This is a genomic window from Acidovorax sp. GW101-11A03 (genome assembly GCF_059424825.1).
Genome location: NZ_JBWKZU010000051.1, coordinates 1 through 12,502, shown reverse-complemented (window position 1 = coordinate 12,502; position 12,502 = coordinate 1). Strand labels below are relative to the sequence as shown.

Below are 12,502 nucleotides of genomic sequence, written 5' to 3'. Positions count from 1 at the left end.
GCTTTATTGCTTCAATTTTTATAGCTATCAGGGCTTATCCATCAGGCGGCAGCAGCCAATTCGACTCAAAGAATTTCAGGTTTACTGCGCCCCACACACAAACTCCACCGCCGCACACACTGCCGCCACCTGCGCCACGATGCACTGCTCGGGTGTAGCACGGGGGCTGTCGGGGTAGACCTCGGTGGTGGTGGTGTAGCGCGCGCCACTCACGCTGGCGCACAGGCCCCAGGCCTTGAGCTGGTAGCGGATCACGCCGGGGGCCATCACGGGCGAGCCGATGATTTCGTTCTTGTCGTCCGCAGGCGCGATGTGCGTTACGCGGCCCACGGCGTCGATGATGGCTTGCTGGAGGGCGGGCTGCGGGTTCTCGGTGTCGTCCACCAGGTAGAAGCCGTCGGGGATGCTGCCGGGCTCGAACACCTTGCCGTCGCGCGCGGCCACGGCAGGGCGGTATTCGGATTCGTCGGTGTCGGTGGTTTCGTGCAGGTCGATGTGGGCGTCGAATGGGCCGTACTGCGCCTGGTGCTGTGCCACCAGGCGCATGAGGGCGGCGGATTCCTGTGCGGGCGAGCCTTCCTTGAACGAGCGGTTGGGGTCGATGGCGTCGAAGTTCCAGCGCTGAATGCGCTCATACGCCCAGGGGCTGACGCAGGGCACCACCAGCAGGTTGGCGCGGCCCGCAAACTCGGCCGCATGTTGTTGCGCAAAGCGCAGCGCGCCGTGCACGCCGCTGGTTTCGTAGCCGTGCACGCCACCCGTCACCAGCACGCTGGGCAGGCCGGGCTGCCAGGGGCGGCTGCGCAGGGCCTGCAGGGGGAAGTGTTCGGGCGCATGGTGGGCGTTGGCATAGGCCACCTCGCCATAGGGCAGCATATCCCACTGGCTGCGCAGGGCGTCGATAGCGCGCAGCACGTCGTCGGCATGGCTGCGCTGGCGCACCTGGCGCGCGCGCCACTGGTCGCGTTCGGCGTCGCCCCAGGGTTGGCCGGGCGTGCCGATGGGGTAGGAGGGAGTGGGTTGCATGGGTGTGTGGGCAGGTATGAGAAGAACCCGTGGCCGACAGGGCCCGGGCAGGTCGCAGAGCGTTCATAGAATACCGCGATGCTCTTCCCCTTGATCCGGCCCCTGCGGCTGGCCACCTCGTCCCTGGTTCTGCTGCTTTGCGCCCTGGCGGCCCATGCACAGAACGCCCCTTCACCCGCCACCGCATCCACCCCGGCCCCACGCCCTGCGGGCAGCAGCCCGGTGGATGGCGCGGCGCAGACACCGGCAGCCGCCGCGCCCACAGCGGCCGATGCCGCCCTGCTCTCGCGCGATGCGCGGCGCATTTACGAGCTGTCGCGCGACAAGCTGGTGCAGATCCGCACGCTGCTGCGCAACGCGGGCACGCAGGCGTCGATTGGCTCGGGCTTTTTTGTGTCGGCCGATGGGCTGATCGTGACCAACTTCCACGTTGCCAGCCAGTTGGCGCTGGAGCCCGAGCGCTACCGGGGCGTGTACGTGACGATGGAAGGCCAGGAGGGCGAGGTGGAGCTGCTGGCGTTTGACGTGCAGCGCGACCTGGCCGTGCTGCGCGCCAAGGGCCGCACGGCTGCTGCGCCGGTGCTGGGCTTTCGGCCTGCCGAAGAGCCGCTGGCGCAGGGCGAGCGCATTTACTCGCTGGGCAACCCGCTGGACATTGGCTTTGCCGTGACCGAAGGCACCTACAACGGGCTGGTCAAGCGCAGCTTTTACCCGCGCATCTTTTTTGGCGGCACGCTCAACCCCGGCATGAGCGGCGGCCCGGCGGTGGACGACGCGGGCCGCGTGCTGGGCGTGAACGTGGCCAAGCGGCTGGATGGCGAGCAGGTGAGCTTTTTGATCCCTGCAGAGTTTGCGCAGGCGCTGGTGCAGCGCGCGGCCAACGCCCAGCCCATTACCCAGGCCGCGTATGGCGAGGTGACGCGGCAGCTGGTGGAGCACCAACAGGTGCTGACCGACCGTTTTTTGAAAACGCCGCTGCGCGAGCAGCGCCACGGCAGCTACCGTGTGCCCGTGCCCGACGACGCGCTGGCACGGTGCTGGGGCTCGGGCCGCGACCCGTCCTTCCCCGGCCTGAACCTGGAGCGCACCCAGTGCCGTGCCGACAGTGACGTGGTGGCGGGCGACTTCAACACCGGCGCGGTGCGCCTGTCGTACGAGGCCTACAACGCGCCCACGCTGGGCGCTGCGCGGTTTGCGCGCATGTATTCGCAAAGTTTTGCCAACGAGCAGTTGCCCACACGCGGCAACCGCCACCAGACGGCGGCCGAATGCACCGAGCGTTTTGTAGACCCCGGCAGCCTGCCGCTGCGGGCGGTGGTGTGCCTGTCGGCCTACCGCAAGCTGACCGGCCTGTACAACATGACGGTGCTGGTGACCTCGGTGAACCAGCCCACGCAGGGCGTGCTGGGCCGCCTGGATGTGCAAGGCGTTGCGTTTGACAACGGCATGAAGCTGGCCGGCCACTACCTCAAGGCCTTCCGCTGGGAGGCCGCACCATGAGCACGATGCCGACAACGACCACCCTGGGCCTGATCGAGGCCCATGACCGCCACGGCGCCCTGCTGGCGCGCGCGCCCATCACCCGCTGGCCCGTGACCGTGGGCCGCGCGCTGGACTGCGACTTGGTTCTGGACGACCCGTTTGCGGCACCCCGGCACCTGCGCATTGACCGCACGGTGGACGAACACCGCACGGTGCAGGTGGAGGTGCTGGAGACCCGCAACGGCGCCCGCCTGCAGCGCAAGCGCCATGCCCAGGGCGAGCGGTTTGACTGGCCCGGCGGCACGCCCATCGACCTGGGCCACACCCACATCACGCTGCGCCTGGCCGATGCACCCATTGCCGATGAGCAGGCGCTGCCGGAGTTTCCGTGGCGCACCGTGGGCACCACGGCCGCGCTGGTGGTGCTGGTGGGGGCGGCGGCCATGGCCTCGTCGTGGCTGGAGTCGCGCGACAGCTCGCAGTACCTCAAGTCGCTGCCCAGCGTGCTGCTCATGCTGCTGCTGGTGCTCAGCGCCTGGTCGGGCCTGTGGGCCGTGGCCAACAAGATGTTTGCGGGCCGCCTGCAGTTCTGGCGCCATGTGCGCATTGCCTGCACGGTGTACCTGGCCAGCGAGGCACTGCGGCTGGTGGCCAACCTGGCGGCGTTTTCCTTCTCGCTGGAGGCGCTGTCGCAGTTCGCCAGCGTGCTGGGCGTGCTGGTGCTGGCCTGGGCGCTGTATGCCCACCTGGCCACCGTGCTGCCCCGCCGCCGCGCGGGCCTGGCCTGGACGGTGGCCGCCGTGGTGATGCTGGGCGTGCCCGCATGGCTGGGCGCGCAGTGGCTCAACCGCATGCGGCTGACGAACGAGATGTACATGAGCAGCCTGTTCCCCCCCAGCCTGCGCGTGGCCCCAGCCGCACCGGTGGACCAGCTGCTGCAAGACGCCGAAGCCCTGCGCGCCAAGCTGGACCGACGCCTGAAGGACGACGGGCTGGCGGACGAGGATGAGTAGGATCGCTGCACACACAGCGCCCGCATCAGCCCAACCCCCTGCCCCATGCGCCGCCGCAAGCCCCACCACCACGTCTACGTGGTCGAACTCTCCAAAGACGTGCTGCTGGAGCCGCGCTTTCGCAAGAACAACCCGGGCTACATCGACGGCAAGCCCTGTGTGTACGTGGGCATGACCGGGCTGGACCCGGATGTGCGGTTTGACAAGCACAAGGCAGGCATCCAGGCCAACCGGTTTGTGACGCAATACGGCCTGCGGCTGCTGCCGGACCTGTACGAGGGCTTCAACCCCATGACCTACGAGGAGGCGGTGGACCGGGAGATCGAGATCGGCATCGACCTGCGCTCGGCGGGGTTTGGGGTGTGGCAGGCGTGAGCACCCGCCGCCACGCTGACACGCATATACCATCGGCATTTACTTCTCTTTTGGTAGCTACCAGCGCTTACCCATAGCGCGGAAGCAGCCAATTTCATTCAAACTTTTCTTCCATCACCATCCCATGAACTTCGCAGACCGCCTGAAACAACTCCCCTCCGCCAGCCACCTCGCTGCCCTGCACCTGCTGGGCACCGACGGTCAGGTCCTCGCCACCATTGAGAACAAGCCCGGCCAGGGCGGATCGCTGGTGGTGTATGCCGCACTGGGGGCGCTGTATGGCGGCCGCATCACACCCGCAGCCGCCAGCCTGGGGCTGGAGTGGTATGCCGAGCATGTGGCGGATGCGCGCGCCTTTCCCGGCAAGCATCCCAACATCGACCGGCTGCTGGCCTGGGCGCAGGGCAGCGAGAGCTTTGACGTCCGCACGGTTTCAGCCTGAGACAAAAAAAATTGCCGTGGCAGCGGCAGGTTGTCGAAAACGCGCAGGCCCGTTCGTCGTAGGGGTGTGAACACGTTGAATGAGCGATATCGTTTGGCGGTTCACGCTTTCATCCACCCTGATGCCCACCCTCAAGGAGACCCTGCATGACCACCACCACTACCACCGGCACCGTCACCCTGCACCGCGTGCTGCGCGCCCCGGCCGAGCGCATCTACCGCGCGTTTCTCGACCCCGATGCCATGTGCAAATGGCTGCCGCCCCATGGCTACACCGGCCGGGTGCTGAGCCTGGATGCGCGCGTGGGCGGCAGCTACCGCATGCAGTTCACCAACATGAGCAGCGGCGGCACGCACGCGTTTGGCGGCGAATATGTGGAGCTGGTGCCGGGCGAGCGCATCGTGCACACCGACCGGTTTGACGACCCCAACCTGCCGGGCGAAATGCGCACCACCGTCCAGCTGAAAAAGGTGATCACGGGCACCGAAGTGTCCATCGTGCAGGCGGGCATCCCGGCGGTGATCCCCACCGAGATGTGCTACCTGGGCTGGCAGGAGTCGCTGCAGCTGCTGGCGCTGCTGGTGGAGCCGGAGATTCCGGGCGAGTAACGCCCACAGCCCCCGGCCCTGGTCACTTCAACCGCATCACTTCAACCACTTGTCAGCCGCCTGCTTGATGGTGCCTCGGCTGTCCACCAGGCCCCACACAAAGCCCATCACACGCACGTAGTCGGCATCGTCGGTGGGCAGCATGAATCCCAGGTAATTCTTCGGGGTCAGCGGCGCATCGACGAATGCGGCGTGCAGGCGCGGGTCGGCCTTGGCGTAGTGCAGGGCTTCGTAGGTCTCGGTGATCATCACGTCGCCCTTGCCCTCGGCGATCAGCGCGGGGATCTCGGCGTTCTTGTCGTGCGTGCTGACCTGGGCGGCCTTGAGGTTGGCCAGCACATAGGTTTCGTTGGTGCCGCCGGGGTTCTTGATGACGCGCACGGCGGGCTGGTTCATGGCGTCCAGGCTGGTGTACTTGGCCTTGTCAGCCGCGCGCACCAGGGCCACTTTGCCAAACGGGGCGTAGCCGGGCAGCATGTCAAAGATGCGCATGCGGTTGACGTTGCGGGTGATGCCGCCCACGGCCACGTCAAACTTGTCGCCCTGCAAATCTTTCACCAGGTTGGGCCACGAGGTCTGCACATACTCGATCTTCACGCCCAGTTCCTTGGCCATGGTTTCGATCACGTCGATGTCGTGGCCGCTGTAGCCCGCGTCGGTCTTGATGGCAAACGGGCGGTAGTCGCCGGGCGTGCCCACGCGGATGACCTTCGCCTCCATGATCTTGTCGAGCCGGGGGCCTGCCTGCGCGGCCTGGCTGAAAAAGGACAGGGCAGTGGCCAGGGCAGCGGCAGCCACGGCAAGCGTTTTCTTGGGGATCATGTGGGAAGTGCTCCAGAGGACAAAAAGGATGAAACCAGCCGCCAGGGCAACGCTGCGCGCACCACCCTGACAAAGCCACAAAAAGGATACGCCAACCACAAGCACGCAACATGCCACGCGCGACCGGTGGTGGCTTCTTGCTGGCACTGCCGTCGTGCTGGGTTACCCTCCGGGGCCTGAAGACCATTCCCCCGGCTTGCCCCACAGCAAGCCACACCCATTACCCGAGGAACACCATGAAAAAACTCAACGTCACCATCCAGCTCGAAATGACCGTGCCCGACGACTGGGAGCTGGTCGAGACCTCCGAAGGCACGCCGGTGATCCAGATGGCCGACGGCAAGTTTCTGGACATCGCCATCGAGCCGCTGTTTGCCACCGACCCCGAAGACATGTGGAGCAGCACCGACAGCGAGGAAGAACTCCATGAGGTGCTGGACATGGTCGAAAGCGAAGCCGTGACCTATGAGTTTGTGACGCACTGACCAAGGCTTGGCCTCCGGCCCGCCATTTCCTCGTTTGCCCCCCCCCGGCCACAGTCCCACTGCAGCCTCCTCGCCACGCCAGACTCTCCCGTGCCAGCACCTTCGCCCCACCCTGTTCATCTCCCCCTCTTCACCCGCCGCACCGCACTGGCCAGCGCGGGCGGCCTGCTGCTGGCACCCGCCATGGGCCTGCACGCCAAGCCGCAGCCTGCATCCCCCGCCAAACCACCTGTAGCACCCGCCGTATGGCCCCAGGCGCTGCAGGTGCCGGGCGGTGTGGCCCGCCTCTCGCTGGGCCCTGCCGCCGCGCGGCCCCGGGCCCTGGTGCGCCAGGGTGACGTGGATGTGCCGGTGCTGGTGGTGGGCGATGTGGTCGAGTGGACGGCCATCGTGGGCATTCCGCTGGCCGCAGCACCCGGCGACGCGTTCATCACCGCGCTGGCCGACGGCGGCAGCCCCCGCCCGCTGCACTACACGGTGGCGCCCAAGCGCTACAAGGAGCAGCACCTGCAGGTATCGCCGCGCACGGTAGACCTCTCGCCCGAAGACCAGGCGCGCTACGAGCGCGAGCGCGACCACCAGGCGCGGGTGATGGCCACCTTCACCGAGCTGCCTGCGGGCCAGGCCCAGCCATCGCTGCGCATGCGCGTGCCGGTGCCCGGGCGGCGCTCCAGCTCGTTCGGGCTGCGCCGCGTGTTCAACGGCCAGCCGCGCAACCCGCACAGCGGCATGGACATCGCCGCGCCCACAGGCACGCCCATCGTGGCCCCGCTGGCAGGCCGGGTGATCGACGTGGGAGACTACTTTTTCAACGGCGGTACGGTGTGGCTGGACCACGGCCAGGGCCTGCTCAGCATGTACTGCCACCTGAGCCGCATGGATGTGCGCGTGGGCGACGTGCTGCAGGCGGGCGACGCCTTCTGCCAGGTGGGCGCCACCGGCCGCGTGACGGGGCCGCACCTGCACTGGGGCGTGATGCTCAACCGCAGCATGGTGGACCCGGCCCTGTTCATCCCTGCATAACTATTATTTTGATAGCTGCTTGCGCTTGATGGACAAGCGCAAGCAGCCCATTTCATTCAAAACCCACGCCCCGCCCGCCCCCATGACCCCGCGCCTGATCCGCTTCAACAAACCCTATGGCGTGCTCAGCCAGTTCACGGCCGAGGGCAAGTGGCAGGGCCTGAAGGACTACATCGCGCTGCCCGGCGTGTACGTGGCCGGGCGCCTGGACGCCGACAGCGAAGGCCTGCTGCTGCTGACCAACGACGGCCGGTTGCAGGCCCACATTGCCGACCCACGCTTCAAGATGGAGAAGACCTACTGGGTGCAGGTGGAGGGCATCCCGGATGAGGCCGCGCTGGCCGCACTGCGCAGCGGCGTGGTGCTGAACGACGGCCCCACCCTGCCCGCCCGCGCGCGCCTGCTGGAGCCCGCACCCGCCGTGTGGGACCGCACCCCGCCCATCCGCGAGCGCAAGGCCATCCCCACCGCGTGGATCGAACTCATCATCCGCGAAGGCCGCAACCGCCAGGTGCGCCGCATGACCGCAGCCGTGGGCCACCCCACGCTGCGGCTCATCCGCGCAGCCATCGGGCCGCATACGCTCGACGGGCTGGCGCCCGGTGCCTGGGCCGATGCGGACGTGGGGAGCTACGCCGCCACGGCGCCCATGCGCCGCGAAAGCGCCGAGCCCCGCGCGCGCAAGAACGTGCGCAAGCCCTCGGCATAGTCCGCGCCCACGGCCTGCTGCACCGATGTGCGGGCGGCCAGCGCCGCACGCCAGTGCGCCACGCGGGGCAGGCCCTGCCACAACCCCAGATCTGCCATGCCCGGCAAGGGGTCGATGACATCGAAGTAACGGAACACGGGGCCGAACACCGCGTCCACCATGCCGAAGTCTGGCCCGGCAAAGTACGGCCCCGGCCCGCTGCGTTGCCCCAGCGCGTCCTCGATCTGCACAAAGCGGCCGCGCAAATCGTGCGCGCGGGCCTGCAACGTGGCCTCATCGGGCGCCGAGTAGAACGCGCCGATGCTGCCCAGCACCGCAGAGCCAAACTCCATCCACGCGCGGTGGCGGGCTCGCTGCAATGGGTCCTGCGGGTGCAGCGCGGGTGTGGCGACTTCGTCCAGGTATTCGCAGATCACGGCCGACTCGAACAGGCTCTGGCCGCGCACCTGCAGCACCGGCGTCTTGCCCAGCGGCGACAGGGCCAGAAACCAATCGGGCTTGTGCGCCAGATCAATGGTGCGGCGCTCAAACGCAAGGCCTTTTTCGTGCAGCACGATGGCCACGCGCTGCACATAGGGGCACAGCGCGTGTGAAACCAGCGTGAGCCCAGGCGCTGCCTCTGCCCCGGTCACGACAACAGCCCCTCGGCGCGCAGCGCGGCCTGCACCTGCGGGCGGGCTGCCACGCGCGCCATCCAGGCCTGCAGGTGCGGGTAGGTGGTGAGCGGGATACCCAGCAGGTTCGACCAATTGACGATGGTGAAACCATAGGCGTCGGCCACGCTGTAGGCACCTGCCAGGAAGTCGCTGCGCGACAGCACCGCATCCAGCTCGGTAAACCGGGTGGCCAGCTTGGCCCGCGCGGCCTGGCGCGTGGAGTCGGCGGTTTCCTTGTGCCACAGCCAGGGGCTGAAACCCTTGTGCAGCTCGGTGCTGATGAAGGTAAGCCATTCCAGCACGGCCAGGCGCTCGCGCGAGCCGGGTTGGCCAATCAGCGCCCGCGCCGGATCCAGGTCGGCCACGTACTGCAGCAGCGCCGCGCCCTCGGTGTGGCGCGACTGGTCGGCAAGCTCCAGCAGGGGCACGTAACCGCGCGGTGAAATATCGAGGAAGTTGGCGCCGGCCTCGGTGGTGTGGCGCGCCAGGTCCACCTTGACCAGGTCAAAGGTGGCACCCACCTCGCGCAGGGCAATGTGGACGGCGAGCGAGCAGGCGCCGGGGGCGTAGTAGAGCTTCATCATGGTGGCGGGGCTTTCTGTGAAAAAGAGGTGGAAGGTAGTCACCCGGATGCATACGTCCTGGATCGGATCGGGCCGGCAGGGGCGACAGGCAGAATTTATGATTGCACCAGCGCAAACGAAATTCGCAGCCATGAAATCATTGATTGCAACAACGCAATACCGTCTGGGCGCCGCCGAGCTGGAGGTGCTGCTGGCCATGGTGCGCACCGGCACGCTGGCGGCGGCCGGCGAGCGCCTGGGGGTGGATGCCTCCACCGTGTTCCGCGCGATCCAGCGCATCGAGCGGGGGCTGGGGCAGTCGCTGTTCGAGCGCTCACGCGCGGGCTACCGCGCCTCGGAACTGGCCCAGGCCCTGGCCGAGCAGGCAGAACGGGTAGAGGCCGCCCTGGAGGCCGCGCGCACCGCCACCCAGGCGCAGCCTGAGCAGATCACGGGCACGGTGCGCATCTCCACCACCGACACCCTCCTGCACGGGCTCATCGCACCGGCACTGCAGCGGCTGCAGCCCCGGCACCCGGCGCTGGTGTACGAGTTGCATGGGGGCAACGAGCTGGTGAGCCTCACACGGCGCGACACCGACATCGCCGTGCGCGCCACCAAACGCCCGCCGCAGCACCTGGTGGGACGGCAACTGGGCACGATCCGCTCGGCGCTCTACACCGCCCACACCAGCACGCTGGCCTTGTCCGATGTGCAGGCGGGCCGCGCGGCCTGGGTCGCGCCCGACGACTCCATGCCCGACCACCCCTCGGTGCGCTGGCGCAAGAAGCAGTACCCCAAGGTGCAGCCCACCTACCGCGTGAACAGCCTGCTCACGGTCATGGAGCTGGTGGCCCGGGGTGCGGGCGTGGGCGTGCTGCCGACTTTTCTGGCCCAGGGCCGCAGTGACCTGCGCCCGGTCACCGGGTCGCTGGCCGAATGTGACAACGAGCTGTGGCTGCTCACGCACCCGGAGTCGCGGCACCTGCGGCGCATCGCAGCGGTGTACGGGCATCTGGCAGACACGGTGGAGCTGCCCTGAGGGCTCCACGAAACGACCGATGATTGCTATGCATTCAATAGCTATCAGCGCTTAGCCGTTGCGCGGAGTCGGTCATTTCAGCGCACACCCCCTTACATCAGCGGCACCGCCTTGTTCACCGGGTGCGACAGCACCAACGAAGTGGACACGCTGCCATGCGCCGCCAGCGCATCCACCACACGCTCCAGGTCGGCGGGCTGGCCGAAGGCGCAGCGCACCACAAAACAGTCTTCACCGGTCACGCGCACGGCGTCGAGCACCTCGGGCATGGACTGGAACAGCTGCACATAGCGCTGGATGTGCTCGTGCGTGGTGCGCACCCGCACCACGGCCTGCAGGCCCAGGCCCACGGCGGCGAGGTTGATGCGGGCGGAGTAGCCCGCAATCACGCCTGCGTCTTCGAGCTTCTTCACGCGCTCGCTCATCGCGGGCTGCGACAGACCGATCTGTTTGCCCAGCGCCGACAGGCTCTGGCGCGCGTCGTGCTGCAGGGCCGTGAGGATCTGCCGGTCTTTTTTGTCCAGTTCCACAGCAGCGTTTCCTTTGTGTTTGCGATGACTTCAAGGTTTGGGCGGGCGATTTTCGATGGCTGCCACTGGCCGATGTGGCCGCAGTTTCCTATCGTGGGCGGGCAGTGATGGATCTGCTTTGACAACAAGGAATTTGGATGACGACGCGACCTGTTTTGCTCATTCCGGGCATCTACAACTCGGGCCCCACCCACTGGCAGTCATTGTGGCAAACGCGGCACGCGGGCGTGGCGCGGGTGGAGCAGGCCGACTGGGACCACCCCGTGCGCGACACCTGGGTGCGTGCGCTCGATGATGCAATTGCCGCGCTGCCGCAGCCCCCGATTCTGGTGGCCCACAGCCTGGGGTGCCTGGTGGCGGTGCATTGGGCCGCGCGCCACCATCGGGCCGTGCATGCGCTGCTGCTGGTGGCGGTGCCCGACCCCAGCGGGCCGAACTTCCCGACCGACGCCCACGGTTTTGCGCCGCTGCCTGGCACCTTGCCCGCCGAGCCCCGGCGGGTGCTGATGAGCAGCACCACCGATCCCTATTCCACCCCCGGCTTTTCAGCGCAATGCGCCAGCGCCTGGAACGCCGAACCTGTGGTGCTGGGCGCGCGGGGCCACCTCAATGCCGACAGCGGGCTGGGCGACTGGCCCGAGGGGTGGGCGCTGGTGGAGCGCTGGCGCGGCGAGTGATGCCTGCTGCCCTACTACTGCGGGGCGCCAGGCCTCACACGTTCAGCCACCACTGGCCTGTGCTTGGTCGATGATGAGGTAGCGCTTCACCAGGTCGAAGAAGCTTTCGTAGAAGGTGTCTTTGGAAATGGTCTCGCTGCCCACCTTGACCAGCGATTCGCTGCTGGAGGAAAACGGCAGCGACACCGAGCCGATGGCGCCCACGCCCACGCTGGCGGAGTTGTTGGTCTTGCGCAGGGCGTAGGTGTCCTGCAGCGCGGTCACAAAGCCCAGGCTCACCTTGCCGTCACTGGCCTCGGGCACACACACCACGCGCACCACCATCTGCAGGTGCGATTCGGCCTCGGGCTGGAAGCTCTTCTTGCCCTCGATCAGCTCGGCCTGCTGGGTGGAGATGACGTAGCCCTGGCTCAGCAGCGCACGGCGCGATGCCTCGCAGGTCTGCTGCGGGGTGGCGTCAAAAAGGCGCGAATAGGTGGCCACGGAGCCAAAGTTTTCCTGCACTTCGAAGGTCTTGACGGTGGTGCCCACGCAGCCCGCCAGCAGCAGGGCCGATGCACCGCCTGCCACGGCCAAGGCCAGCGCCCGCAGCGGGGCACGGGCTGGCGCGCTGGCCGCCGTTGCGGCGGGGGGCAAGGGGCAATGCGTCTGGGGTTTTGGTGTCATGTCGGGTTGTTTTCTTCACGCTGCGCAACAGGGTGCTCTGACGGCACAGGCCCGGCGCGGTTCCGTCGATTTTAGGGAGCGGCCAGCCCACCGGCCGCTACATGGCCAGGGTTTGGACGGGGTTGTTCGCCGTGCCCACCATCTTCCGGCAAGTTATACCCGCAGCATGTGCAACAGGTTGTGGATAAACCCCGGAACAACCTTCAGAACGTGTTCACGATCTTTTCGGGGCCGCGTTGGGGCGCAATCGGGATGAGTGGATGCTTCGGGTGCGCTGCATGGGCTCGTGCCCATGCAAGCAGCCGGGGCGTCCAATCGCCCGATTTCGCCCCAACCCTTCGGGCAAGTGCCTTGCCGGGCGGTCTGCGGCGTTGCGGCGCTTG

The 12,502-nt window shown here is 67.4% G+C and carries 16 protein-coding genes; 10 read left to right on the top strand and 6 right to left on the bottom strand.

The window, feature by feature from the left end:
* Positions 1 to 81: 81 nt before the first annotated feature.
* Entirely contained in the window at positions 82 to 1,026 is a 945-nt protein-coding gene (locus AC07Z7_RS18860; protein WP_494767248.1) for a M14 family metallopeptidase, read from the bottom strand.
* A gap of 78 nt (positions 1,027 to 1,104) precedes the next feature.
* On the opposite strand from AC07Z7_RS18860, the gene AC07Z7_RS18855 reads away from it, so the two are divergent.
* From AC07Z7_RS18855 to AC07Z7_RS18835, 5 genes are all read left to right on the top strand, one after another.
* A complete protein-coding gene (locus AC07Z7_RS18855) occupies positions 1,105 to 2,526 on the top strand; it encodes a S1 family peptidase (RefSeq protein ID WP_494767247.1) in 1,422 nt (473 codons plus the stop codon).
* A complete protein-coding gene (locus AC07Z7_RS18850) occupies positions 2,523 to 3,521 on the top strand; it encodes an FHA domain-containing protein (protein ID WP_494767246.1) in 999 nt (332 codons plus the stop codon). Before AC07Z7_RS18855 ends, AC07Z7_RS18850 begins: the two co-directional genes overlap by 4 nt.
* A 45-nt stretch (positions 3,522 to 3,566) precedes the next feature.
* Entirely contained in the window at positions 3,567 to 3,896 is a 330-nt protein-coding gene (locus tag AC07Z7_RS18845) for a hypothetical protein (protein WP_494767245.1), read from the top strand.
* A gap of 124 nt (positions 3,897 to 4,020) precedes the next feature.
* Positions 4,021 to 4,338, top strand: coding sequence for a DUF2322 family protein (locus AC07Z7_RS18840; protein WP_494767244.1), 318 nt, complete (start codon positions 4,021 to 4,023; stop codon positions 4,336 to 4,338).
* A gap of 146 nt (positions 4,339 to 4,484) precedes the next feature.
* Positions 4,485 to 4,946: an SRPBCC family protein gene (locus tag AC07Z7_RS18835; protein WP_094287299.1), complete on the top strand. Its 462-nt coding sequence runs from the start codon at positions 4,485 to 4,487 to the stop codon at positions 4,944 to 4,946.
* Positions 4,947 to 4,982: 36 nt separating this feature from the next.
* Here AC07Z7_RS18835 and AC07Z7_RS18830 read toward each other — a convergent pair whose 3' ends face one another.
* The gene (locus AC07Z7_RS18830; protein ID WP_094287297.1) at positions 4,983 to 5,768 is read right to left on the bottom strand and encodes a transporter substrate-binding domain-containing protein; all 786 of its coding nucleotides are present in this window, start codon (positions 5,766 to 5,768) and stop codon (positions 4,983 to 4,985) included.
* 236 nt (positions 5,769 to 6,004) lie between these two features.
* On the opposite strand from AC07Z7_RS18830, the gene AC07Z7_RS18825 reads away from it, so the two are divergent.
* The 3 genes from AC07Z7_RS18825 to AC07Z7_RS18815 all read left to right on the top strand — a co-directional run bounded on the left by AC07Z7_RS18825 (position 6,005) and on the right by AC07Z7_RS18815 (position 7,985).
* Positions 6,005 to 6,253: a hypothetical protein gene (locus tag AC07Z7_RS18825; RefSeq protein WP_094287295.1), complete on the top strand. Its 249-nt coding sequence runs from the start codon at positions 6,005 to 6,007 to the stop codon at positions 6,251 to 6,253.
* 90 nt (positions 6,254 to 6,343) lie between these two features.
* A complete protein-coding gene (locus tag AC07Z7_RS18820; protein ID WP_494767243.1) occupies positions 6,344 to 7,276 on the top strand; it encodes a peptidoglycan DD-metalloendopeptidase family protein in 933 nt (310 codons plus the stop codon).
* Positions 7,277 to 7,358: 82 nt separating this feature from the next.
* Positions 7,359 to 7,985 carry a pseudouridine synthase gene (locus tag AC07Z7_RS18815; protein ID WP_494767242.1) on the top strand — a complete coding sequence of 209 codons (627 nt, stop codon included), beginning with the start codon at positions 7,359 to 7,361 and terminating at the stop codon, positions 7,983 to 7,985.
* Here the strand turns inward: AC07Z7_RS18815 and AC07Z7_RS18810 are convergent.
* Together AC07Z7_RS18810 and gstA are read right to left on the bottom strand one after the other, a co-directional pair.
* Positions 7,907 to 8,617, bottom strand: a complete 711-nt coding sequence (locus tag AC07Z7_RS18810) for a glutathione S-transferase family protein (protein WP_494767241.1) — start codon at positions 8,615 to 8,617, stop codon at positions 7,907 to 7,909. The genes AC07Z7_RS18815 and AC07Z7_RS18810 overlap by 79 nt on opposite strands.
* Positions 8,614 to 9,222 (bottom strand): glutathione transferase GstA, encoded by a 609-nt coding sequence (gene gstA / locus AC07Z7_RS18805; RefSeq protein ID WP_494767269.1) that lies wholly within the window; start codon positions 9,220 to 9,222, stop codon positions 8,614 to 8,616. The genes AC07Z7_RS18810 and gstA overlap by 4 nt, the downstream gene beginning before the upstream one ends.
* A 133-nt stretch (positions 9,223 to 9,355) precedes the next feature.
* Here gstA and AC07Z7_RS18800 point away from each other — a divergent pair, with 133 nt between their 5' ends.
* The gene (locus tag AC07Z7_RS18800) at positions 9,356 to 10,246 is read left to right on the top strand and encodes a LysR family transcriptional regulator (protein WP_494767240.1); all 891 of its coding nucleotides are present in this window, start codon (positions 9,356 to 9,358) and stop codon (positions 10,244 to 10,246) included.
* Positions 10,247 to 10,338: 92 nt separating this feature from the next.
* Here AC07Z7_RS18800 and AC07Z7_RS18795 read toward each other — a convergent pair whose 3' ends face one another.
* Positions 10,339 to 10,776 (bottom strand): Lrp/AsnC family transcriptional regulator, encoded by a 438-nt coding sequence (locus AC07Z7_RS18795; RefSeq protein ID WP_494767239.1) that lies wholly within the window; start codon positions 10,774 to 10,776, stop codon positions 10,339 to 10,341.
* A 137-nt stretch (positions 10,777 to 10,913) separates the two neighbouring features.
* On the opposite strand from AC07Z7_RS18795, the gene AC07Z7_RS18790 reads away from it, so the two are divergent.
* Positions 10,914 to 11,453 carry an RBBP9/YdeN family alpha/beta hydrolase gene (locus tag AC07Z7_RS18790; RefSeq protein ID WP_494767238.1) on the top strand — a complete coding sequence of 180 codons (540 nt, stop codon included), beginning with the start codon at positions 10,914 to 10,916 and terminating at the stop codon, positions 11,451 to 11,453.
* A gap of 42 nt (positions 11,454 to 11,495) precedes the next feature.
* Here the strand turns inward: AC07Z7_RS18790 and AC07Z7_RS18785 are convergent, their stop codons facing one another.
* Positions 11,496 to 12,029 (bottom strand): DUF2242 domain-containing protein, encoded by a 534-nt coding sequence (locus tag AC07Z7_RS18785; protein WP_494767268.1) that lies wholly within the window; start codon positions 12,027 to 12,029, stop codon positions 11,496 to 11,498.
* Between the last annotated feature and the right edge of the window lie 473 nt (positions 12,030 to 12,502).

Bases quoted from the DNA above. Each gene is read 5' to 3' on its own strand.
- AC07Z7_RS18860 (WP_494767248.1), bottom strand. From the start codon at position 1,026: ATGCAACCCACTCCCTCCTACCCCATCGGCACGCCCGGCCAACCCTGG.
- AC07Z7_RS18855 (WP_494767247.1), top strand. From the start codon at position 1,105: ATGCTCTTCCCCTTGATCCGGCCCCTGCGGCTGGCCACCTCGTCCCTG.
- AC07Z7_RS18850 (WP_494767246.1), top strand. From the start codon at position 2,523: ATGAGCACGATGCCGACAACGACCACCCTGGGCCTGATCGAGGCCCAT.
- AC07Z7_RS18845 (WP_494767245.1), top strand. From the start codon at position 3,567: ATGCGCCGCCGCAAGCCCCACCACCACGTCTACGTGGTCGAACTCTCC.
- AC07Z7_RS18840 (WP_494767244.1), top strand. From the start codon at position 4,021: ATGAACTTCGCAGACCGCCTGAAACAACTCCCCTCCGCCAGCCACCTC.
- AC07Z7_RS18835 (WP_094287299.1), top strand. From the start codon at position 4,485: ATGACCACCACCACTACCACCGGCACCGTCACCCTGCACCGCGTGCTG.
- AC07Z7_RS18830 (WP_094287297.1), bottom strand. From the start codon at position 5,768: ATGATCCCCAAGAAAACGCTTGCCGTGGCTGCCGCTGCCCTGGCCACT.
- AC07Z7_RS18825 (WP_094287295.1), top strand. From the start codon at position 6,005: ATGAAAAAACTCAACGTCACCATCCAGCTCGAAATGACCGTGCCCGAC.
- AC07Z7_RS18815 (WP_494767242.1), top strand. From the start codon at position 7,359: ATGACCCCGCGCCTGATCCGCTTCAACAAACCCTATGGCGTGCTCAGC.
- gstA (WP_494767269.1), bottom strand. From the start codon at position 9,222: ATGAAGCTCTACTACGCCCCCGGCGCCTGCTCGCTCGCCGTCCACATT.
- AC07Z7_RS18800 (WP_494767240.1), top strand. From the start codon at position 9,356: ATGAAATCATTGATTGCAACAACGCAATACCGTCTGGGCGCCGCCGAG.
- AC07Z7_RS18790 (WP_494767238.1), top strand. From the start codon at position 10,914: ATGACGACGCGACCTGTTTTGCTCATTCCGGGCATCTACAACTCGGGC.